The sequence below is a fragment of the Micromonospora sp. NPDC005305 genome (assembly GCF_040607315.1).
GTDB lineage: Bacteria > Actinomycetota > Actinomycetes > Mycobacteriales > Micromonosporaceae > Micromonospora.
In genome coordinates, this window is the sequence record NZ_JBEXGL010000004.1 from 316,240 (window position 1) to 337,489 (window position 21,250).

The 21,250-nt window shown below is 75.6% G+C and carries 15 protein-coding genes; 7 read left to right on the top strand and 8 right to left on the bottom strand.

Features of this window, described 5'->3' with window-relative positions:
• Positions 1-212 precede the first annotated feature (212 nt).
• Both ABZS80_RS09775 and ABZS80_RS09780 read left to right on the top strand, forming a co-directional pair.
• Positions 213-2,726: an FtsK/SpoIIIE domain-containing protein gene (locus ABZS80_RS09775; protein WP_355055336.1), complete on the top strand. Its 2,514-nt coding sequence runs from the start codon at positions 213-215 to the stop codon at positions 2,724-2,726.
• Positions 2,723-3,424 (top strand): hypothetical protein, encoded by a 702-nt coding sequence (locus ABZS80_RS09780; protein ID WP_151463851.1) that lies wholly within the window; start codon positions 2,723-2,725, stop codon positions 3,422-3,424. Before ABZS80_RS09775 ends, ABZS80_RS09780 begins: the two co-directional genes overlap by 4 nt.
• Before the next feature lie 55 nt (positions 3,425-3,479).
• On the opposite strand, the gene folE is transcribed toward ABZS80_RS09780, so the two are convergent.
• The 4 genes from folE to ABZS80_RS09800 form a co-directional block, all read right to left on the bottom strand.
• Positions 3,480-4,145, bottom strand: coding sequence for a GTP cyclohydrolase I FolE (folE, locus tag ABZS80_RS09785; RefSeq protein ID WP_355055428.1), 666 nt, complete (start codon positions 4,143-4,145; stop codon positions 3,480-3,482).
• A 35-nt stretch (positions 4,146-4,180) separates the two neighbouring features.
• Entirely contained in the window at positions 4,181-6,190 is a 2,010-nt protein-coding gene (gene ftsH / locus ABZS80_RS09790; RefSeq protein ID WP_151463853.1) for an ATP-dependent zinc metalloprotease FtsH, read from the bottom strand.
• A gap of 378 nt (positions 6,191-6,568) precedes the next feature.
• On the bottom strand, positions 6,569-7,144 hold the full coding sequence (gene hpt, locus ABZS80_RS09795; protein ID WP_262282689.1) for a hypoxanthine phosphoribosyltransferase: 576 nt from the start codon (positions 7,142-7,144) through the stop codon (positions 6,569-6,571).
• Positions 7,145-7,243: 99 nt separating this feature from the next.
• Complete coding sequence (locus tag ABZS80_RS09800; protein ID WP_192579893.1) at positions 7,244-7,381, bottom strand: hypothetical protein; 138 nt, start codon at positions 7,379-7,381, stop codon at positions 7,244-7,246.
• A 150-nt stretch (positions 7,382-7,531) separates the two neighbouring features.
• On the opposite strand from ABZS80_RS09800, the gene ABZS80_RS09805 reads away from it, so the two are divergent.
• On the top strand, positions 7,532-8,494 hold the full coding sequence (locus ABZS80_RS09805) for a helix-turn-helix domain-containing protein (protein WP_355055338.1): 963 nt from the start codon (positions 7,532-7,534) through the stop codon (positions 8,492-8,494).
• 133 nt (positions 8,495-8,627) lie between these two features.
• On the opposite strand, the gene tilS is transcribed toward ABZS80_RS09805, so the two are convergent.
• From tilS to dacB, 3 genes are all read right to left on the bottom strand, one after another.
• Positions 8,628-9,662 (bottom strand): tRNA lysidine(34) synthetase TilS, encoded by a 1,035-nt coding sequence (gene tilS, locus ABZS80_RS09810; RefSeq protein ID WP_355055340.1) that lies wholly within the window; start codon positions 9,660-9,662, stop codon positions 8,628-8,630.
• A gap of 4 nt (positions 9,663-9,666) precedes the next feature.
• Entirely contained in the window at positions 9,667-10,737 is a 1,071-nt protein-coding gene (locus tag ABZS80_RS09815; protein WP_355055341.1) for a zinc-dependent metalloprotease, read from the bottom strand.
• Positions 10,738-10,817: 80 nt separating this feature from the next.
• Positions 10,818-12,236 (bottom strand): D-alanyl-D-alanine carboxypeptidase/D-alanyl-D-alanine-endopeptidase, encoded by a 1,419-nt coding sequence (dacB, locus tag ABZS80_RS09820; protein WP_355055429.1) that lies wholly within the window; start codon positions 12,234-12,236, stop codon positions 10,818-10,820.
• Between the two features lie 741 nt (positions 12,237-12,977).
• On the opposite strand from dacB, the gene ABZS80_RS09825 reads away from it, so the two are divergent.
• On the top strand, positions 12,978-13,484 hold the full coding sequence (locus ABZS80_RS09825) for an inorganic diphosphatase (RefSeq protein ID WP_091266984.1): 507 nt from the start codon (positions 12,978-12,980) through the stop codon (positions 13,482-13,484).
• Between the two features lie 63 nt (positions 13,485-13,547).
• Here the strand turns inward: ABZS80_RS09825 and eccD are convergent, their stop codons facing one another.
• The gene (eccD, locus tag ABZS80_RS09830; RefSeq protein WP_355055342.1) at positions 13,548-14,945 is read right to left on the bottom strand and encodes a type VII secretion integral membrane protein EccD; all 1,398 of its coding nucleotides are present in this window, start codon (positions 14,943-14,945) and stop codon (positions 13,548-13,550) included.
• A 100-nt stretch (positions 14,946-15,045) separates the two neighbouring features.
• Between eccD and eccCa the strand changes: the two genes are divergently transcribed.
• The 3 genes from eccCa to ABZS80_RS09845 all read left to right on the top strand — a co-directional run bounded on the left by eccCa (position 15,046) and on the right by ABZS80_RS09845 (position 21,230).
• On the top strand, positions 15,046-19,002 hold the full coding sequence (eccCa, locus tag ABZS80_RS09835) for a type VII secretion protein EccCa (protein WP_355055343.1): 3,957 nt from the start codon (positions 15,046-15,048) through the stop codon (positions 19,000-19,002).
• 62 nt (positions 19,003-19,064) lie between these two features.
• Complete coding sequence (mycP, locus tag ABZS80_RS09840; RefSeq protein ID WP_355055345.1) at positions 19,065-20,387, top strand: type VII secretion-associated serine protease mycosin; 1,323 nt, start codon at positions 19,065-19,067, stop codon at positions 20,385-20,387.
• A 45-nt stretch (positions 20,388-20,432) separates the two neighbouring features.
• Positions 20,433-21,230 (top strand): phosphatase PAP2 family protein, encoded by a 798-nt coding sequence (locus tag ABZS80_RS09845; protein ID WP_355055346.1) that lies wholly within the window; start codon positions 20,433-20,435, stop codon positions 21,228-21,230.
• Positions 21,231-21,250 lie beyond the last annotated feature (20 nt).

Below are 21,250 nucleotides of genomic sequence, written 5' to 3' on the forward strand. Positions count from 1 at the left end.
CCTCAGAACTGGCGGATCTGCGGCGATAATCCGGCCTCCGCGCCGCCGGGCGGCGGCCCGTCCGGAGGACGGCCGTGGCGAACCGCCGGCGGGTGAGGCTGCTCACCGCGGAGCCGGGCACCGCGCCGACCGACATCCCGGAGGACGGCGGCCGGCTGGGATACCGTCACCATCGGGGAGGAGATGTCGGCCTCGGGAAGAGAGGTGGACGGGTGGCGAGTCCGAAGGCGCGCGCCGGCCGGGCCGCCGCGCTGCACCGCAGGGCCGAGGCCACCGCGACCGCGGCGGCCGGGATCCTCGACGAGATCCGGCCCGCCCCCGCCGACCACCACCGGCAGTACGAGCTGGCCGAGCGGCTCCGTGCCGCGGCCGCGGTCGCCGCCCCCGGCTGGGCCGGCGACCCGCTGGAGACGCTGGCCCCGACAACCCCGCCCGGGGACGGTCCGCCCGCCTTCGTCCGGCTCGGCGCCGCCGCGCCGCTGGACGACGCCCGGTTCCCCGCGCTGGTGCCGCTGCTCGGCAGTGGACACCTGAGCATCGACGCCGACGCCGGCGACCCGCGGGTGGCCGGGCTGCTCCGGGCGCTGCTGCTGCGGCTGTTCGCGGCCAGCCCGGCCGGCGCCCTGCTGGCCCGCGCGGTCGACGGCGGGCCGGGCGGCACCTTCGCCGGTTACGTGACGCTGGCCGACGCGGGCCTGCTGCCGCCGCCCGCCACCGACCTCACCGGGCTCCGGGCGGTGCTGGCCGAGGCCGAGCAGTGGGTGGCCGCCGGCACGGCCCGCCAGCGCGGGCACGACCGCACGCTGCTGCTCATGGTGGCCGCCCTGCCCGACGCTGCGACGCCGCCCGATCTCGACCGGCTCGCCGACCTGGCCGCCCAGGGTCCCCGGGCCGGGCTGCACCTGGTGGTGGCCGGCTGGCCCGCCGGGGTGCCGCTACCGCAGGCCACCCCGCTCGCGGTGCGCACCGCGTACACGCTGGTGGGCGACCCGCCCGCGGCCGGGTTCAGCAGCCCCGGTGCGGAGTCGCCGGGCGGGTTGAACTGTCCGGTCTTCCTCGACGAGGATCCGCCCGGTGAGCTGGTCACCGGGGTGTGCCGGCGGCTGGCCCGGCAGATCGAGGACGGCTCCCGCCTGGCCCTCACCGACCTGCTGCCGGAGGGCGACCTCTGGGCGGAGGGTTCGGTCGACGGGCTCAGCACGACGGTCGGTGACGCCGGGGGGCGCCCAGTCAGCCTGGGCTTCACCGAGTTGACCCCGCACTGGCTGGTCAGTGGCCGCTCGCAGGCCGGGCGGTCGGCGTTCCTCACCGACGCGCTCTTCGGCCTGGCCGCCCGCTACGGCCCCGACGAGCTGGTCCTCTACCTGGCCGACCTCGACGACGGCGAGTCCTTCGTGGAGTTCCTCCAGACCGAGCGGGACCGGTCCTGGGTGCCGCAGGTTCGGGCGGCCGGGATGGCCGTCGACCGCGAGTACGTGGCGGACCTGCTCGGCGAGTTGGAGGCCGAGCTGCACCGCCGGGAGGAGGCGGCCCGGCGGGCCGGTGGGCAGCGCTACGCCGAACTGCGCCAGCACCAGTCGCTACCCCGGATCGTCTGTGTGATCGACAACTTCCCGCTACTGCTGCGCGAGCGGGACCGGCTCGCCGCCGACCTGCTGGCCCGGCTCGACGGGCTGGCCCGCGCCGCCCGGTCGTACGGGATCCACCTGGTCCTGGCCGGCGAGGGCGACCTCGGCATCGGCGGCCCCCGCGACCCGCTGCTCGGCCAGTTCCCGGTCCGGGTGGCGCTGCCCGGCGGTTCGGCGGTCCTGGAGCCGACCAACGACGCGGCCGCCGGCCTGCCGGTGGGCAGCGCCGTGGTGAACACCGCCGGCGGGCTGGGCGGCCCGCGGGGCGCGACCCGGGGCCACGAGCGGATGATCCGGTTCCCCGATCCGCACGAGGACCCGACGGTCCTCGCGGACCTGCGGCACCGGCTCTGGTCGGCCCGGGCCGAGGGGGCCACCCCACCGGTGGTGTTCGCCGGCTTCGCCCGCCCCCTGCTCGCCAACGATCCCCGGCACCGGGCCGCGCTGGCCGGCCGGGCACACGCGCCGGCCGCGCTGCTCGGCCGGGCGGTGGACGTCCGGCGCTCCACGGTGGCCGTGCCGCTCGGGGCGGCCGCCGGCCGGAACCTGGCGGTGCTGGGCCGGAACGAGGAGGCCGAGCGGCTGCTGGTCACGGCGGCGCGCAGCGCGGCGGCGGCCCACCCCGGCCCGGCGCGGTTCGTGCTGGCGCCGCTGGCCAACGGGTCGGCCGAGCCGGCGGGAGTGCTCGCCGCCGAGCTGGCCGGCCGGCACCGGGTGGAGACCGTCGACGTGGCCGGGCTGCGGGCGGCCATGGCGGCGGACGAGCCGGGTTACCTGGTGGTGTTCGGGCTGGACGTGCCGGACGCGACCGAGCTGCCGCCCGAGCTGCTCCGCGCGCTGCTGCTGGAGGGTCCGCCGGCGGGCCGGCACCTGCTGGGCTGGTGGCGCACGGTGGCGCCGCTGGCCGGGCTGCTCGGCCCGGAGGGCGAGGTGGACAAGCTGACCGCCGTGGTGGTCACCGACGTGCCCGGCGGCCGGCTGGAGCAGCTCTTCGACCGGCCGGTGCTCTGGCGGCCCCGGCCGGGCCGGGCGGTGCTCTGGGACGGCCCCGGCGAGCAGGGCACGGTGCTGGTGCCGTTCGGGGAGGTGGCGGCATGAGTGAGACCGGCACGGCGGTGCCCGCGCCCCGGTCCGGGGGCCCGACGGTCGACCTGGATCCGGCCGGCGCGGCCTGGGCGGACTACGTGGCTGCCGCCCGGCAGCTCGACGGCGTACGCCGGGCGGCGGCGACGGCCGCCGGCGAGCAGGCCCGATCGGTGGCGGCCGCCCGGGAGGAGCTGACCGCGGTGCGCGAGCGGCTGGCCCCGCAGCAGTCCCGGCTGCGGGAGCTGGGCGTTCCGGCGATCTCGCTGGTGCCGACGCCACCGGAGGTGTCCGAGGCGGCCCGGTCGATGGCGGCCGGTCCGGCGGCCGTGCTGGCCGCGCTGCGGAACGCCCGGGGCTGGGCGGACGCGGCGGACGACAGCCTGGCCGCGCGGGGCCTGCCCCGGCTGGCCCGTTGGCCCGCATATCCCCGCAACCTGCTGGTCTACGGGCCGTTGGCGCTGGTGGTGCCGCTCATCCAGCTCACGCTCCTCCTCGCCACCGGCACCGGCCCGGTGACGGTGGTCGCGCTGGTGGTGGGGCTGCCGTTGCCGGCGGTCGCGTTCATGCTGGGCTGGCTCGCGGTGGGGCGGCTGTTCCGGCCCCGCCCGGCCGACCGGGTGGACCGGACGCCCCGCTTCGGCGCGCTGGTCTGTCTGGTCCCGGCGGTGCTGACCACGGCCGGCCTGCTGCTGGCCATGCTGGCCGGCTGAGTCCGGACACGGCACCGGGCCCCTCCCGTGGGGGAAGGGCCCGGTGGCGGTGCGGTCAGCGCGGGATGATCAGGGCCATCGCCTCGGCGCGCGACTTGGCATCGTGCTGGAGGGTGCCCCGGACCGCCGAGGTGATCGTCTTGGCGCCGGACTTCTGGATGCCGCGCATCGCCATGCACATGTGCTCGCACTCGAGCACCACCACGACGCCGCGCGGGGCCAGCTTGTCCATGAGCAGGTCGGCGATCTGAGAGGTGAGCCGCTCCTGCACCTGCGGGCGCCGGGCGAACACCTCGACGAGCCGGGCCAGCTTGGACAGGCCGGTGATCCGGCCGTCCGGCCCCGGGATGTAGCCGATGTGCGCGCTGCCCCGGAACGGGAGCAGGTGGTGCTCGCAGAGGCTCATCACGTCGATGTCCCGGACGAGCACCAACTCCTCGTGGTTGGCCTCGAAGGTGGTGCTGAGCACCTGCGCCGGGTCCACCCGCAGGCCCGCGAAGAGTTCCGCGTACGCGCGGGCCACCCGGGCCGGCGTCTGCTGGAGGCCGTCCCGGTCCGGGTCCTCACCGACCGCGACGAGGATCTCCCGGACCGCCTTCTCGATGCGGGCCAGGTCGACGCTCTCCTCCACCGGCCGCCCGGTCAGCTTGCCGCTGATCAGGCGCGCGGCGACGTAGTCGAGCGCGTCGTCACCGTCGGGCTCGGTCGCGGAGACGGCCAGCTCCCGCTTGCGGGAGCTGGCCGTCGGGTCGGTGGTCAGTGGGTACCGTCCGAGTTGTTCGAGGAAGACCCGCCGACCGAGGCGCCGTCGGCCTGGGCCTGCGCCTTGAGGGTCTCCTTCTCGGCCGGCGTGAGCACGGGCGGCTCCGTGGAGGGCTGACGCTTGCCGAAGCCGTGGTAGGGGGCCATCGGCGGGCGCTTCGCCACCCGGGCGCAGATCCGGGCCATGTCGGCCGTGGAGAGGGTCTCCTTCTCCATCAGCTCGAGCACGATGTTGTCCAGGACATCCCGGTATTCCACCAGGATCTCCCAGGCCTCGTCGTGGGCCAGCTCGATCAGCGCCCGCATCTCGCCGTCGATCTCGGCGGCCACCGCGTCCGAGTAGTCCCGCTCGTGGCCCATGTTGCGGCCGAGGAACGGCTCGTCCCCGCTGGTGCCGTACTTGATCGCGCCGAGCTTGGAGCTCATGCCGTACTGGGTGATCATCGCGCGGGCCAGCTGCGTGGCCTTCTCGATGTCGTTGCCGGCGCCGGTGGTGGGCTCGTGGAAGACCAGCTCCTCGGCGGCCCGGCCACCCAGCGCGTACGCCAGGGTGTCGATCATCTCGGCCCGGGTCTGGGTGTACTTGTCCTCGGTCGGCAGGACCAGGGTGTGGCCCAGCGACCGGCCCCGGGACAGGATGGTCACCTTGTGCACCGGCGCGGCGTGCGGCAGCGCCCAGGCGACCAGCGCGTGCCCACCCTCGTGGTACGCGGTGATCTTCTTCTCCTGGTCGCTCATCACCCGGGTCCGGCGCTGCGGACCGGCGATCACCCGGTCGATCGACTCCTCCAGGGAGTCGTTGGTGATCGCCCGCTGGTCCTTGCGGGCGGTGAGCAGCGCGGACTCGTTGATCACGTTGGCCAGGTCGGCGCCGCTGAAGCCGGGGGTGCGCCGGGCGACCGAGTCGAGGTCGACGTCGGGCGTGAACGGCTTGCCCTTGGCGTGCACCCGCAGGATGGCCTTGCGGCCCTCCATGTCGGGGGCGTCGACCGGGATCTGCCGGTCGAACCGGCCCGGGCGCAGCAGCGCCGGGTCGAGGATGTCCGGCCGGTTGGTGGCGGCGATCAGGATGACCCCGCCCTTGGTGTCGAAGCCGTCCATCTCGACCAGCAGCTGGTTGAGGGTCTGCTCCCGCTCGTCGTGGCCGCCGCCCATGCCGGCGCCGCGGTGCCGGCCGACCGCGTCGATCTCGTCGACGAAGACGATCGCCGGCGCGTTCGACTTGGCCTGCTCGAAGAGGTCGCGGACCCGGCTGGCGCCGACACCGACGAACATCTCCACGAAGTCCGAGCCGGAGATGGAGTAGAACGGCACGCCGGCCTCACCGGCGACCGCGCGGGCGAGCAGGGTCTTGCCGGTGCCGGGCGGGCCGAAGAGCAGCACGCCCTTCGGGATCTTGGCGCCCAGGGCCTGGTACTTCGCCGGGTTCTGCAGGAAGTCCTTGATCTCGTGCAGTTCCTCGACGGCCTCGTCGGCCCCGGCCACGTCCGCGAAGGTCGTCTTCGGCGTGTCCTTGGTGATCATCTTCGCCTTGGACTTGCCGAAGTTGAGCACCCGCGAGCCGCCGCCCTGCATCTGCGACATGAAGAACAGCAGCAGGAGCACGAGCAGCGCGATGGGCAGGAGGTTGACGAGCAGGCTCACCCAGATGCTGTCCGAGGAGACCTTGGTGTCGGCCGGGCCGGTGACCCGGTTGGCCGCCTTGGCGTCCAGCACCTCGTTCCAGACCTGGCCGCCCACCTCGTAGGGGAACTGCGCCTCGATCCGGTCGGTCGTGGTGTCGCCGAACTTCGTCTTCTGGGCCAGGTCGAGCTGGAGCGTCTGCTCCTTGTCCTGGAAGACCGCCTTGTTGATCTTTGCGGTGTGGAGCTGGTCGAGCGCCACCGACGTGTCCACGCGGTGGTAGCTCGGGCCAGCCGTGAAGAGTTGACTGAGCACAACGGCGCCGAGGATGACCAGGATGATCCAGACCACCGGTCGGCGGAAGAAACGCGTACGTTCCATACTGTTGTCGGGCACCGAGGCGCCCGCATCCTCCTGATCGACGTCCTGACCGTCTGAATGGTGTCGCCGCCTCGGGCGGCGGCCGCAGCCGCCGTGCGGGCCGGCCCCGACCCCGAAGCGCCACAACTGCCGCGCCGCGGTCATTCGACGGTACACCGTTCGCGCCAGATGTGAGCTTGCGAGCCCGGCACTTACGCGTACGGCGAACCCGGGTTTGAGCCGGCGTGGCGGGGAGCTCCCCACCCGGCCACCCGACCGCCCGGTCACGCGGTTCGAGAGGTCGGGCGTGGAGGGTGCCTCCACGTCACCGGCCTCTACCGTAGACCGGAAGGCTGAGAGCCCGCTGAACGTCGGCTGACGACCGGCCGGGCGCCGGGGTCAGGCGCGGGCGTAGACCTCGGGCTTGAGCACCCCGACGTAGGGCACCTCGCGGTAGCGCTCGCCGAAGTCGAGGCCGTAGCCGACCACGAACTCGGTCGGGATGTCGAAGCCGACGTACTTCACCGGGACCGGCACCTTGACCGCGTCCGGCTTGCGGAACAGGGCGACCACCTCGACGCTGGCCGCGGAGCGCGACTCCAGGTAGCGCAGCAGCCAGGAGAGGGTCAGACCGGAGTCGACGATGTCCTCGACGACGACCACGTGCCGGCCGGCGATGTCCCGGTCCAGGTCCTTGAGGATCCGCACCACGCCGGAGGAGGTGGTGCCCTGGCCGTACGAGGAGATGGCCATGAAGTCCAGCTCGGCGGGCGGGCCCTGGCGGCCCAGCGCGCGGGCGAAGTCGGCCATGAACATGACCGCGCCCTTGAGCACGCAGACGAGCAGGAGACCGTCCTCGACGTGGGCGTAGTCCGCCGAGACCTGCTTGGCCAGTTCCGCGGTCTTCTCGCGGATCTGCGCCTCGGAAATGATCACGTGGTCGATGTCGGCGTCGTACCAGGAGCCGTCAGCCATGCTCCTAGCCTGCCGTACGCCGGATGGCCTCCGTCGGCGGGGCCGCCCCTTTTGGCGCGGTCCCGCCGAGGATTAACGGCGCGGACGGGGCAAATCACCTCAGCAGGTGCGGGAGCGCCAGCGCCGACCGTCGTCGGTCGGCTTCCAGTCGGCCGAGTCCCGGGTGTCCGCGGTCAGCCCGAAGGCGCTGGCGCCCACGAGGAGGAGCAGGAAGAGCAGGAGCAGCAGAACGGTCATGGCGGCGCTCGCTTTCGCGTGGTTGAGGTTGTTTTCGCCGCCGGTGCGCACCGGACACCATTGATTCTGCGGTCCGCCGCCCCCATCGGACAGTGGCAGAAATGCCAGTGGGCCTCGATTTTCTGCCACCCGTCGGGTTACCCTCGTCACATGCTTCGATCCGTCGCCGTCATCGCCCTCGAAGAGGTCGCCGCGTTCGAGCTCGGCGTCGTCGCCGAGGTGTTCGGCACCGACCGCACCGCCGACGGCTTCCCCGGTTACCGGTTCGACGTCTGCACCGTGGACGGGGGGCCGGTCCGCACCCGGTCCGGCTTCCGGCTCACCCCGACCGCCGACCTGACCCCGATCGAGGACGCCGACCTGGTGGCCGTGCCCGCCCACGGCGACGGGATGACGCCGGTCCCCGCGCCGGTGCTGGCCGCGCTGCGCCGGGCCGCCGACCGGGGCGCCTGGCTGCTCAGCGTCTGCTCCGGGGCGTTCGTGCTCGGCGAGGCGGGGCTGCTCGACGGGCGCGACTGCACGACCCACTGGCGGCACGTCGACGACCTGCAGGAGCGGTTCCCGGCGGCCCGGGTGGACTGCAACTCGCTCTACGTGCAGGACGGGCGGCTGCTCACGAGCGCCGGCACCGCCGCCGGCATCGACGCCTGCCTGCACCTGGTCCGCCAGGCGCACGGCTCGGCGACGGCCACGCGGCTGGCCCGCCGGATGGTCGTCCCGCCGCACCGCGACGGCGGCCAGGCCCAGTACGTCGAGGCGCCCATCCCGAAGGCGCCCGAGGCGCCCACCCTGGAGCCGGTGCTGGAGTGGCTCATGGGGCACCTGGACCGGACGGTGACCGTGGACGAGCTGGCCGCCCGGGCCGGCATGGCGCCGCGCACGTTCGCCCGCCGCTTCCGGGCCGAGACCGGCACGACCCCGCACGACTGGCTCACCAACCAGCGGGTGCTGCTCGCGCGGCGGCTGCTGGAGGAGACCCGGTTGAGCGTGGAGAGCGTCGCCGACCAGGCCGGCTTCGGCGACGCGGCGGCGCTGCGGCACCACTTCACGCGCCGGGTCGGCACCACTCCGCTCGCCTACCGAACCACGTTCCGGGCGCGGGTCGACGCCTGATCACCAGCCCAGCATCGCGCCGTCGACTCGGCGCTCCCCCTTCCGCCAGCTCGGCGACCTGGCGCCATCCCGGACCGTCCGATACCGCCACCTCGGCGAACCGGTGGCGGACACCCGGGGGCCACCGGGCGGGTCAGGTGGTGAGGCGGCCGGCGTGGCGGCGGACGGGGAGGCCACCGGGCAGGTGGACCGCGCCCTGCCCGTGCCAGTCCGTGACAAGGGCGTCCAGCGCCGCCACGTGCCGGTGCGACAGGGCGGCCGGCGTGGCGCCCAGCTCCCGGGCCCAGGCGTGCAGCACCCGGGTGCGTACGGCCGGGGGCAGCGCGGCCAGGCCGTCGACCGAGAGCCCGGCCTCGGCCCCCCGGACCTCGGCGAGCGCGGCCGCGGCGAGCTCGTCCAGGGCCGCGGTGTCGGCGGCCAGCAGGCGGGCGGTCCGGGCCAGGTTGTCCACCACCCCGGGGCCGAGCGCCCGGACCAGCGCGGGCAGCACGTCGGCCCGGACCCGCGAGCGGGCGTACGCGGGGTCGGCGTTGTGGGGGTCCTCCCACGGCGCGAGCCCGAGCGCGGCGCACGCCCCGCGGGTGTCGTCGCGGGGGACGTCGAGCAGCGGGCGCAGCAGCGGCATGCCGTCGCAATCGCGGCGGGGCGGCATGCCGGACAGGCCGCGCGGACCGGCGCCCCGGGCCAGCGCGAGCAGCACCGTCTCGGCCTGGTCGTCGCGGGTGTGCCCGAGCAGCACCCCGGCCGCACCGTGCCGGCGGGCGGTGGCCAGCAGGGCGTCGTACCGGGCCTCGCGGGCGGCCGCCTCCGGGCCGCCGGGCCGGCCGGTCACGCTCACCGCAACCACCTCGACGGGGTCGAGGCCGGCCTCACGAGCCCAGCCGGCCACCCGTTCGGCGCGCCCAGCCGAACCGGGTTGCAGGCCGTGGTCGACGGTCGCCAGGCCAGCCCGGCGGCCGAGGCGGGGCGCCACGAAGGCGGTGGCGGCGGCCAGGGCCAGCGAGTCGGCACCGCCGGAGCAGGCGACCAGCACCGGCCCGGCGCCGGGCAGCCCGGTCAACGCCCGGCGTACGGCGAGCCGAACGCCGGCGACCGGCGGGGCGAGCGAGGTGCCCGCCCTCGTGCGCGACTGCGGTGCTCGCGAACCCGGCTCGCTCCTCGCGCTCACCAACTCAGCCGGCGGTGGGGGGAATGGTCGCCGCCCCGCCGTGCACCCGGGCCACCCAGGCGTCCGGGTCGCCCAGCTCGTCGAGCCGGGGCAGCGTCAGCGGCGAGGAGAAGATCTTGTTGAAGCCGGCCATGCCGACCCGGTCCACCACCCCGTGCACGAACTTGCGGCCCTCGGCGTACTGGCGCATCTTGACCTCGATGCCGAGGACCCGGCGGATCGCCTTCTCCAGCGGGTTGCCGGACTGGCGGCGGCGGTTGAACGCCGCCCGGATCGACTCGACGCTGGGGATGACCAGCGGGCCGACGCCGTCCATGACGAACTCGGCGTGCCCCTCCAGCAGGGTCATGAGCGCGGTGAGCCGGTCCAGCACGGCCCGCTGCGCGGGGGTCTGCACGATGTCCAGCACGCTGGCCCGGCTGTCCGGGTCCTTCACCGCGTCGGAGAGCGTGGCCACGGCACGGCGCAGCCGCTCCAGGAGGTGCTCGCCGCCCTGGGACGCGTCCACGAACGCCTGCACCTCACTGAGGAAGTACGCCCGCATCCACGGCACGGCGGTGAACTGGGTCCGGTGGGTCACCTCGTGCAGGCAGACCCAGAGCCGGAAGTCCCGGGGGTCGGCCCCCAGCTTCCGTTCCACCTCGACGATGTTCGGGGCGACCAGCAGCAGCTGGCCGGGGTCACCGGCGAAGACCTCGTACTGGCCGAGCACCCGGCCGGACAGGTACGCCAGCACGGTGCCGGCCTGCACCCCGGTGAGCCGGGAACCGATCGCCTCGGTGAGCGGGCCGGGGCGCTTGTCGCCGGAGAGCCGGTCCACCAGCGGGGTGATCACCTCGCGGAGGCCGGCGATGTTGGCGGCCGCCCAGTCCCGGCGGTCGACCACGCGGACCGGCGGGTGACTGACCTGGGAGCGCAGGCCGGTGTAGTCGGCCACGTGGCCGGCGGCCTCCTCGGTCAGCCGGCGCAGCTCGCCCACGACGTCGGTGGCCTCGGCGTACGACACCCGGGGGCCCGACTTGCCCAGCGCCCCCGCGGTCGCGGCGGCCAGATCCCAGTCCACGAACTGCGCCATGAACCCACCGTACCCGCGCCGCGACACCCCCACCCGGGCTCACGAGCGCCGATCGACGCCGCTCGCGCCGGGCGGGCCGGTCAGCGGCAGCCGCAGCCGGCCAGCGCGGAGGAGATCCGGTCGAGGGCCTGCCGGGTCTCGTCGAGGGTGTCCGGCGTGCGGTCGGTGAGGACGGCGAAGGTGAGCAGCCGGCCGTCGGAGGTGGTGACCAGCCCGGCGATGGCGTTCACCCCGCTGAGCGTCCCGGTCTTCGCCCGGACCACGCCCGCGCCGGCCTTCGTCACCGCCGCCTGGTAGCGCTCGTCCAGGGTGCCGGACCAGCCGCCCACCGGCAGGCCGCCGAAGATCGCGGCCAGGTCGGGATGGCTGCCGTTGCCGGCGAGCGTGACCAGGTCGGTCAGCAGGGACGGGCTGATCCGATTCGTGCGGGACAGCCCGCTGCCGTCGGCCAGGCTGATCTCGTCGGCCGGCAGCCCCAGCTCGCCGAGGACCTGGTCGGTGGCGGCCGCGCCGCCGGCGAACGAGCCGGGCTTGCCCTTGGCGAGCGCGACCTGGCGGGCCATGGCCTCGGCGATCACGTTGTCGCTGTCGCTGATCATGATGTCGACCAGGCGGACCATCGGCAGCGACTGGACCTTGCCCAGCTCGGCCCCGGGAGCCGGCGTGTCGGTCGCCGTCGCGCCGGAGGCGGCGGGCGCGGTGCCCCGCTTCACCTCGGCGGCGGCGCCGGTGAGCCCGAGCAGCTTGGCGAACTGCCGTCCGGCCGTCAGGTCCGGCTGGGGCACCCGCTCGGCCGCGTGGTTGGTGGCCTCGGCGGTGCGGCGGGCCTCCGCCGCGTCCCGACGCGCGCCGTCGGTCATCAGCGCGGTGATCGCCGCGCCGAACCCGCCGGTGGGGATGTCGGGGTCCCAGCCGGGCTCGTACACCGGGCCGCTGAACAGGGACGAGTCGACGGTGACCTTGGTGGGGGCGGTGGCGCCGAGCGCCTTGCGCACCTGGGCGGCGAGGTCGTCCAGGCGGGCCGCGCCGGGATAGAAGCCGTTCTTGTCGACGGCGAGGGTGGGGTCACCGCCGCCGACCAGGACCACCTCGCCGGGGGCCGGGCCGGCGACCGCCCGGGTGGGGATCCGGTACGCCGGGCCGCGGGCCGCCAGCACGGCGACCCCGGTGGCCAGCTTGGTCACCGAGGCGGGCACGGTGGGGCTGTCCTGCCCCTTGCCGTAGAGCGCCTGGCCGGTCGCCACGTCGGCCACCGAGACGTTCACCCGGTCGCCGAGCGCGGCGGCGCGGACCAGGGGTTCGAGGGCGGCGCGCACCCCCTCGGGGGTGGGCAGCGGCGCGTTGCCGTCCGCGCCGGCCAGCACGGCGGGCGGGTCCGGCTCGGGCGACTGCGCGGCGGCGCTCGGCGAGTCCTCGCCCAGCCAGCCGGCCACCGGGCCGGGACGGACCACGGCCAGCCCGACCGCGGCCAGGGCGACGATCAGCACGCTGGCCAGCATCGCGACCAGCCGGAGGCGGCGCGGGCGCGGTGGTGGGGGCGACGGCGGAGGCGGGGCCGCGCCGACCGGGGGCACCGGCGGGCTCACCGGAATGCCGCCGGGCGCGTCGTACCCGGGCCAGCTCACGGGTGCGGCCGGACCAGGGCCGTGGTCGCGCGGGTCGGCCTGCCCGTAGTCGCGCGGAGCGGCCTGCCCGTAGTCGCGTGGGGCAGCCTGCCCGTAGTCCCGTGACGCGGCCTGGCCGTACTGCCGGGGGTCGGCCTGGCCGTACTGCCGGGGGTCGGCCTGGCCGTACTGCCGGGGGTCGGCGTGGCCGTGGTCCCGGGGAGCGGCCTGGCCGTACTGTCGGGGATCGGCGTGGCCGTGGTCCCGCGGGGCGGCGCGGCCGTATTCCACCGGGCCGGGGCGGCCGTACTCTCCGGGGTTGGCGCGGCCGACCGGGGCGGACCCGGCGGCCGGCGCCGGGCGGTGGGCGGGGTTGGTGCCGGGGACCGACACACGGCCGGTGGCCCCGCCGGGAGCGGAACCCGCGGATCCGGGCCCGTCAACTCCCTCGGGGCGGTAGTGTGAATCTTCCCTCCCCACGACCCCCTCCTCCCCCGCTCAAAAGCGCCTTGGGTGACACTACTTCGGTCCGAACACTATGCGGCGGCCGGAGCCGGCGGGGAGCGTTCACCCCGTCCGGTGGGCGGCGCCACTGGTTTCCGTCAGCCAGCGTGGGCAAACGAGGGAGCGTGGAAGATGGATTTCGACGTCACGGTTGAGATCCCCAAGGGTCACCGCAACAAGTACGAGGTGGACCACGCGACCGGCCGGATCCGGCTGGACCGCACCCTCTTCACCTCCACGCAGTACCCGGCCGACTACGGCTTCATCGAGGGCACCCTGGGCGAGGACGGCGACCCGCTGGACGCGCTCGTGCTGGTCCCCGAGCCCACCTTCCCCGGCTGCCTGATCCGCTGCCGCACCATCGGCATGTTCCGGATGACCGACGAGAAGGGCGGCGACGACAAGGTCCTCTGCGTGCCCTACGAGGACCCGCGCCAGGAGCACCTGCGGGACATCCACCACCTGGGCGAGTTCGACCGCCTGGAGATCCAGCACTTCTTCGAGGTCTACAAGGACCTGGAGCCGGGCAAGTCGGTCGAGGGCGCGACCTGGGTGGGTCGCACCGAGGCCGAGGCCGAGATCGTGGCCTCGTACCAGCGCGCCAAGGAGGCCGCCGAGCGCGGCGAGACCCTGCACTGACCTGATCCGCGCCGACGGGCCCGGGCCGCTCCACCGAGCGACCCGGGCCCGCGCGCGTGCGGGTCAGCCGAGCAGGCCGCGGGCCCGGTCGTAGAGGTCGAGCACCGCGCAGGCCACCGGGACCACGGCGACCACCAGCGCGGTGTCGGTCAGGTCGGCCAGCCGGCCGAGGTACGGGGAGACCGGCCGCCGGGCGTACGTGGCGCCGGCCGCGACGGCGACCAGGGCCAGGACCAGCCCGCCGACGGTCAGCGCCAGCCGGGCGGCCGGACCGGCCCGGTCGGCGAGCACCGCCCCGAGCAGGGCGTACCCGGCCAGCCCGGCGGCGACGGCGGGCACCCGGTGCCGGACCGCCACGAAGAGCCGGGAGCGCAGCAGCAGCACCCCGCAGCCCACCGCCACCAGCAGCCGGCCGGTGAGCCCGCTGGCGGTGACGAGCACCGCGGTGGCCGCGACGGCCAGCACGGCGTGCCCGAGCAGCATCCCGGTGAGCATCTCCTCGGTGCGGGCCACGGCCGCGTGCACCCGGGCCCGGTCGGGCAGGTCACGGACGCCGGGCGGGGTGCCGGCCGGCACGGGCAGGGTGATCGGCGGCAGCGGCACCTTGCCGAGGCGGATGGCCAGCAGCGGCAGCCCGCCGAGGGCGAAGACCAGCGCGCAGAGCAGCACCGCGGCGGTGCCGGCCGAATCGAGGAACAGCCCGCCGAGGCCGGCCGCGGCGCCGGCCGCGCCGGTCGTCGCGCCGGCCAGGAAGACCCGCGACCGGCTCGCCACCCCGAGCAGGCCGAGCACCGACACCAGCAGCAGCGCCACCGAGCCGGCGAGCAGTTCGGGCGCGCCGACCCAGGGCAGCGGACGTAACGGGCCGACCGGGTCGCCGGAGCCGACCGCCAGGGCGCCGGCCGCAGCGGCCCAGGGCAGCGCGTAGCCGCCGAGGGTGGCCCCGACCGGCCCGTCGCCGTAGGCCCGGGAGGCGGCGGTGGCGGCGAGCACCAGGAGCAGGGCCACCACGGCGGCGACCGGCCAGCCGTTGCGCGGCCCGGGGCCGGCGGCCAGCACGGCGAACAGCCCGACGGCCAGCGGCACCCCCGCCCCGGCCAGCGCGGCGGCCCGGGTGGCCCGGGGCGACCAGGCGGCGCCGCGGCGGCGGGCACCGTCGGCGATCGCCTCGATGACGTCGTCGTACTCCAGTTCGGGCCACTCGGCGCGGGCCGGGACGAGGTGCAGCACCTCGCCGTCGCGGACGCCCTGGGGCAGCAGCGCCTGGGCGGTGGCCAGCACCGCACCGTCGGTGCGCCGCAGCACCCAGCCGCCGTGCCGTTCGCCGTCGTCGGCCAGGCCCTCTCCGGCGTGCCGGAGCACCTCGGGCAGCAGCTCGGCGAGGGGAACCTGTTCCGGCAGGGCCACGTCGACCCGCCGCCGGGGGGCGCTGATCGTGACCCGGGCCAGCCCGCTTGTCATCGATGTCTCTCCATATTGAGCGGGAACGGTGGCTGACGGACGAGTGGACTTTACCTACGATGAGCCAGGCTCAGGTTACCGAGAGCCATGGGGAGGACGAGTGTCCACTGTCGTCATCAAGCGGCCGCCGCGCCGCCCGGCGCCGGAGATCCCGGCCGGCGAGCTGCCCGTGGAGGCGCCGCCGGAGATCCCCGCCGTCGCCGGGGGGCGCTGGCAGCAGGCGCTGATGGTGCTGCCGATGCTCGGCGGGACGGTGGCCATGGCCATGATGTTCGGCCGGGGCGGCGGGGCCTACTCGTACGTGGTGGGCGGCATGTTCGGGCTCTCCTCGGTGGCGATGCTGGTGACCTCGTGGGGCAGCGCCGGGCCGAAGAAGTCGGAGATGATGGCCGCCCGCCGGGAATACCTCCGGCACCTCGCCGCGCTGCGCCGCCGGGTCCGGGAGACCGCCGGGGCGCAGCGGGCCGGGCTCTACTACCGGCACCCCGACCCCGGGCGGCTCTGGTCGACGGTGGACAGCCACCGGGTCTGGGAGCGCCGGCCGGGCGACCCGGACTTCGCCGTGGTGCGGGTCGGGGTCGGGCCGCAGACGCTGGCCACCCCGCTGCTCCCGCCGGTCACCCGGCCGCTCGACGAGCTGGAGCCGATGACCGCGGGGGCGCTGCGGCGCTTCCTGGACGCGTACTCGGTGGTGCCGGACCTGCCCGTGGCGCTCTCGCTGCGCAGCTTCGCCCGGGTCTTCGTCCGCGGCCCGGCCGGCGACGTCCGCGGGGCGGGCTCCCCGGCGGCCCAGGCGCTGGCCCGGGCGGTGCTCACCCAGCTCGCCGTCTTCCACGCCCCCGACGAGCTGCTCGTCGCGGTCTGCGCCGGGCCGGAACGCCGGGCGGGATGGGAGTGGGTCAAGTGGCTGCCGCACGCCCACCACCCGGCGCGCACCGACGCGCTCGGCCCGGTCCGGCTGGTCACCAGCTCGGCGGCGGAACTGGAACGGCTCCTGGGCGACGTGCTGGGCAGCCGCTCCCGGTTCAGCCCGGCCGGTCCGGCCACCGACGGGCCGCACGTGGTCGTGGTGCTCGACGGCGGCGACCTGACCGGCGCCACCGACCTGGCCGGCGACGGCGGGATCGACGCGGTCACCGTGCTCGACCTGGACAGCCCGCCACCGCGCCTGCTCGACCGGTACGCCCTCCTGCTCGACCTGGTCGACGGCCGGCTGCACTCGCACTCCGCCGACGGACACGCCGAGGTGGGCGCGGCCGACGCGCTGGAGCCGGCCGACGCCGAGGCGGTCGCCCGCCGGCTCGCCCCGCTGCGGCTGGCCGGCACGGCACGCGGGCCGGACGCCCCGCCCGGCGCCGAACCCGGCCTGCCCGAGCTGCTCGGCCTCGGCGAGCCGGAGAGCTTCACGGCCGAGCAGGGCTGGACGCCCCGGGCGGCCCGGGACCGGCTCCGGGTGCCGATCGGGGTGGGCGCCGACGGCGGGGCAATCGAGCTGGACCTCAAGGAGTCGGCGCAGGACGGGATGGGCCCGCACGGGCTGCTCATCGGCGCCACCGGGTCGGGCAAGTCGGAGCTGCTCCGCACGCTGGTGCTCGGGCTCGCCGCCACGCACAGCTCGGAGCAGCTCAACTTCGTGCTTGTCGACTTCAAGGGCGGCGCCACCTTCGCGCCGTTCGAACGGCTGCCGCACACGGCCGCGGTGATCACCAACCTGGCCGACGCGCTGTCGCTGGTCGACCGGATGGTCGACGCGATCAACGGTGAGCTGATGCGCCGGCAGGAGCTGCTGCGCCGGGCCGGCAACTTCGCGAGCGTGCGCGACTACGAGCGGGCGCGTGCGGCCGGCACCCCGCTCGCTCCGCTGCCGTCGCTGCTGCTCGTCTGCGACGAGTTCTCCGAGCTGCTCTCCGCCAAGCCCGACTTCATCGACCTCTTCGTGCAGATCGGCCGGGTGGGCCGCTCGCTCGGCGTGCACCTGCTGCTCGCGTCCCAGCGGCTGGAGGAGGGCCGGCTGCGCGGGCTGGACACCCACCTGTCGTACCGGATCGGGTTGCGCACCTTCTCGGCGCTGGAGTCCCGGACGGTGCTCGGTGTGCCGGACGCGCACGAGCTGCCCCGCAGCCCGGGGCACGGCTACCTGCGCTCGGGCACCGACCCGCTGGTCCGGTTCAAGGCCGCGTACGTCTCCGACAGGGTGCGCCGGCGCGGCGGCCCGGCCGGCGGGGCGGGTGCCGCCGGACCCCGACTGCTCGCCTTCTCCACCCACCTGGTGCCGGTGCCCGAGCCGGCGACCCCGGCGGCCCTCCCGGCCGAGGAGGAGACCGGCGAGAGCCTGCTCAACCTGATGGTGGGGCGGCTGGCCGGGCAGGGCCCGCCGGCGCACCAGGTGTGGCTGCCTCCGCTGGACTCCGCGCCCTCGCTGGACGAGCTGCTCGGCCCGGTCGGCGTGGATCCGGCGCGTGGCCTCACCGTGGGCAACCCGGAGCTGCACGGCGCCCTCCAGGTGCCGGTGGCCGTGGTGGACAAGCCGTTCGAGCAGCGCCGGGACCTGCTGTGGCTGGCCCTGGACGGCGCGGCCGGGCACGTCGCGGTGGTCGGCACCACGCGCAGCGGCCGGTCCACCCTGCTCCGCACCCTGGTCTGCGCGCTGGCGCTCACCCACACCCCGGCCGAGGTGCAGGTCTACTGCCTGGACTTCGGCGGCGGGACGCTCGGCGCGCTGCGCGACCTGCCGCACGTCGGCGGGGTCAGCGGCCGGACCGACGACACCGCGGTACGCCGGACCGTCGGTGAGATCGCCGCCCTGCTGGCCGAGCGGGAGCGGCGGTTCGCCGAGGCGGGGGTGGAGTCGATGGCGGCCTGGCGGCGGCGACGGGCCGCGGCGCCGGCCGGGGGCCACCCGGCCGGCGACCCGTTCGGCGACGTGTTCCTGGTGGTCGACGGCTGGAACACCCTGCGCGGCGAGTACGAGGACCTGGAACCGCTGGTCACCGAGCTGGCCACCCGGGGCCTGGCGTACGGGGTGCACGTGGTGGCGAGCGCGCTGCGCTGGTCGGACTTCCGGCCGGCGATCCGCGACCTCTTCGGCTCTCGGCTGGAGCTGCGCCTCGGCGACCCGGCCGACTCGGTGGTGGTCAAGCGCGCCCTGGCGGCGACCGTGCCGAAGGAACAGCCGGGGCGGGGCATCACCGCGGCCGGGTTGCACTTCCTGGCCGCCGCGCCCCGGGTCACCGGCCTCGGCGACGAGACCGCGGACCTGGTCAAGGCGGTCGCCGGGTCCTGGCCGGGGCCGGCCGCGCCCCGGGTGCGGCTGCTCCCGCCGGTCCTGCCCTACGCCGAACTGGACCAGGCCGCCACCAGCGGGCTGGCCTTTCCGATCGGGGTGGCCGAGGCGGACCTGCGCCCGGTGGTGCTGGACTTCGCCACCGAGCCCAACTTCGTGGTCTTCGGCGACGCCGAGTGCGGCAAGTCCTCGTTCCTGCGCGCGCTGGCCACCTCGATCGTCCGGCGGTTCACCCCGGAGCAGGCCCGGGTCATCCTGGTCGACTACCGGCGCAGCCTGATGGGCACCATCGAGACGGCGCACCTGATCGGTTACGGGACCGCCGCGCCGCACACGACCGAGCTGGTCGAGTCGGCGGCCGGCTACCTCCAGGGCCGGCTGCCGGGGCCGCACGTCACACCGGCTGAGCTGCGTACCCGGTCGTGGTGGACCGGCCCGGAGCTGTTCGTGCTGGTGGACGACTACGACCTGGTTGCCGGCGGGCCGACGAACCCGTTGCGGGCGCTGGAGGAGCACCTGCCGCACGCCCGGGACGTCGGCCTGCACCTGGTGCTGGCGCGCCGCTCCGGTGGCGCCGGCCGGACCTCGTTCGAGCCGATCATCCAGCGGCTGCGGGAGCTGTCCACCGCCGGGCTGGTGATGTCGGGCGGCCCGGAGGAGGGCCCGCTCGTCGGCCAGGTGAAGGCGGGCCCGCTGCCACCGGGCCGCGGCCGGCTGGTGACCCGGCGCGAGGGCGTACGACTGGTACAGCTGGCCCATCTCCCACCTCCGTGACCGGGTTTTCACCGTGACGCGCGGGAAAACCGGTAATCTCCGAGCAGCATGTGTCTGACGCGATGAAATGGCTGGGGAATGTGACCAGGGATCGGCAGGGAGTTCCCACCGCGCCTCCCCGGCGTCTCGCCGGTCGCGCGCTGCTGGCCGCGGTGGCGGCCGTGGCCGCCGTGGCCGGTCCGCTCGCCCCGCCCGCCCCGGCCACCGCAGCACCGGAAGCCGCCCGCCTGGCGCCGGTGGACGAGTTCACCGGGGCGGACCCGACCCGCGACGGCCAGTGGCAACTCGCCGCGTTGCGGGCACAGGCCGCGTGGCAGACCTCCACCGGTCGGGGCGTCATCGTCGCGGTGGTCGACTCCGGCGTGGACGCTTCCCACCCGGACCTGGCCGGCCAGGTGCTGTCCGGCGTGGACCTGGTTTCTGGCGGCGTCGACGGGCCCGACCCGGTGGGGCACGGCACCACCGTGGCCGGCCTCATCGCCGGGCGCAGGGACGACGACCGCGGCGCGGTCGGGCTGGCACCGGATGCCAAGATCCTCCCGGTCCGGGTGCTCGACCAGGAGAACCGGTACGACGACGCGGGCACCGTCGCCGACGGGGTCCGCTGGGCGGTCGACCACGGCGCTCGGGTGATCAACCTTTCCCTCGGCGGCAGCGACACGAGCGAGTCCCTGGCCGCCGCCATCGACTACGCCTTCGCCCGCAACGTCGTGGTGGTCGCCTGCACGGGCAACCTGGCCACCTCGAAGGGCCGCGACGTCTGGTACCCGGCCCGCGAGCCGGGCGTCCTCGCCGTCACGGGGCTGGACGGGAACGACAACCTCTGGTCCGGCTCCATCACCGGTCACGAGACGGTGCTCAGCGCCCCGGCCACCGCCATCAACGGCGCCCGTCCCGGCGGATACTGGCTGGTGCAGGGAACCAGCTTCGCGGCTCCGCTGGTCGCGGCGACGGCGGCCCTGGTCCGGGCCCGGTACCCGCAGATGTCGGCCGCGGACGTGGTCAACCGGATCATCACCACGGCCCGGGACCTGGGGCCCACGGGCCGCGACGACCGGTTCGGCTACGGCATGGTGGATCCGGTGGCGGCGCTGACCGCCGACGTGCCGCCGGTGCCGCGCAACCCGCTCGACGACAACGGCTCCCCCGGAACGGCGGGCTTCGGCTGGGCGCCCGGCATGGGCCCGGACACCACGGCCGCCGGGGCGGGCGGCGACCCGTTCGCCGTCGCCGCACCGGAGCAGCAGACCCGGTGGGCGGCCCGCCCGGCCGGACAGGTCGCCGAGTCGGCGCGGGAGCGGCTCTGGCCGGGGCTCGCCCTGTTCGTCGCCCTGGTCACCAGCGCCGCGCTGGTGGTCCGCCGGATGCGCCAGTCCCGCCGCTGACCGACGACGGTCTGACCGGGCCTCACCCTGGGTAGGGAACAGCGCATGAACACGCCCGGCGGTCTGATCTCCACTCGCGAGCGGTCCTGGCGGCGTCGCCGCCTCGACCCGGACCATTCGCTGGGGCTCCGGCTGACCCTGGCCGCCACCGCCGCGTTCCTGGTGCTGGTGCCGTTCGCCCTGCTCGCGCTGCTGGTGCTGGGCGCGTGGTCGCCGCTGTCCCGGCTGGACGCCGCGATCACCGGCGCGCTGCACGGGTACGCCGTCGACCACCCGGCCTGGGTCCGGCTGACGGAGGTCTGGACCCACGTCTTCGGGCCCGGCCCGCTCCGGGTGGCCGCCCTCGGGGTGGTGGTGTGGCTGCTGTGGCGCGGCGCGCCCCGGCTGGCCCTCTGGGTGGTCACCACGATGACCGTCGGTGGGCTGCTCGGCGCGCTCCTCAAGCTGCTCGTGGGCCGGCACCGGCCGGACCTGCTCGACCCGGTGGCCCGGGCGGCCGGCTACTCCTTCCCGTCCGGGCACGCGCTGAACGCCACCCTGGCCGCCGGGGTGCTCCTGCTGGTGTTCCTGCCGTTCGCCCGGCACAGCCGGCCGTGGCGCGGCGCGCTCTGGGCGGCCGCGGCGCTGATCGCGGTGCTGACCGGGCTCAGCCGGATCGCGCTGGGCGTGCACTGGACCAGTGACGTGGTCGGCGGCTGGCTGCTCGGCGTGGCGGTGGTGGCCGCCACCGCGGCCGCGTTCTCCACCTGGCGGACCCGGGTCGGCCGGCGGCCGGCGCGTACGGTCCGGGAGGGGGTCGAGCCGGAGCTGGCCGAGCCGGAGCCGGACGGCCGCCGCGCGTAGTCGGGCACCGGTCGGGGTAT

Coding starts and splice junctions, on each gene's coding strand:
- dacB (WP_355055429.1), bottom strand. CDS start 12,236: ATGCTGGCCAGCGTGCTGATCGTCGCCCTGGCCGCGGTCGGGCTGGCC.
- ABZS80_RS09845 (WP_355055346.1), top strand. CDS start 20,433: ATGAACACGCCCGGCGGTCTGATCTCCACTCGCGAGCGGTCCTGGCGG.
- ABZS80_RS09825 (WP_091266984.1), top strand. CDS start 12,978: ATGGATTTCGACGTCACGGTTGAGATCCCCAAGGGTCACCGCAACAAG.
- ABZS80_RS09800 (WP_192579893.1), bottom strand. CDS start 7,381: ATGACCGTTCTGCTGCTCCTGCTCTTCCTGCTCCTCCTCGTGGGCGCC.
- ABZS80_RS09805 (WP_355055338.1), top strand. CDS start 7,532: ATGCTTCGATCCGTCGCCGTCATCGCCCTCGAAGAGGTCGCCGCGTTC.
- mycP (WP_355055345.1), top strand. CDS start 19,065: ATGAAATGGCTGGGGAATGTGACCAGGGATCGGCAGGGAGTTCCCACC.
- ABZS80_RS09815 (WP_355055341.1), bottom strand. CDS start 10,737: ATGGCGCAGTTCGTGGACTGGGATCTGGCCGCCGCGACCGCGGGGGCG.
- ftsH (WP_151463853.1), bottom strand. CDS start 6,190: ATGGAACGTACGCGTTTCTTCCGCCGACCGGTGGTCTGGATCATCCTG.
- ABZS80_RS09780 (WP_151463851.1), top strand. CDS start 2,723: ATGAGTGAGACCGGCACGGCGGTGCCCGCGCCCCGGTCCGGGGGCCCG.
- eccD (WP_355055342.1), bottom strand. CDS start 14,945: ATGACAAGCGGGCTGGCCCGGGTCACGATCAGCGCCCCCCGGCGGCGG.
- hpt (WP_262282689.1), bottom strand. CDS start 7,144: ATGGCTGACGGCTCCTGGTACGACGCCGACATCGACCACGTGATCATT.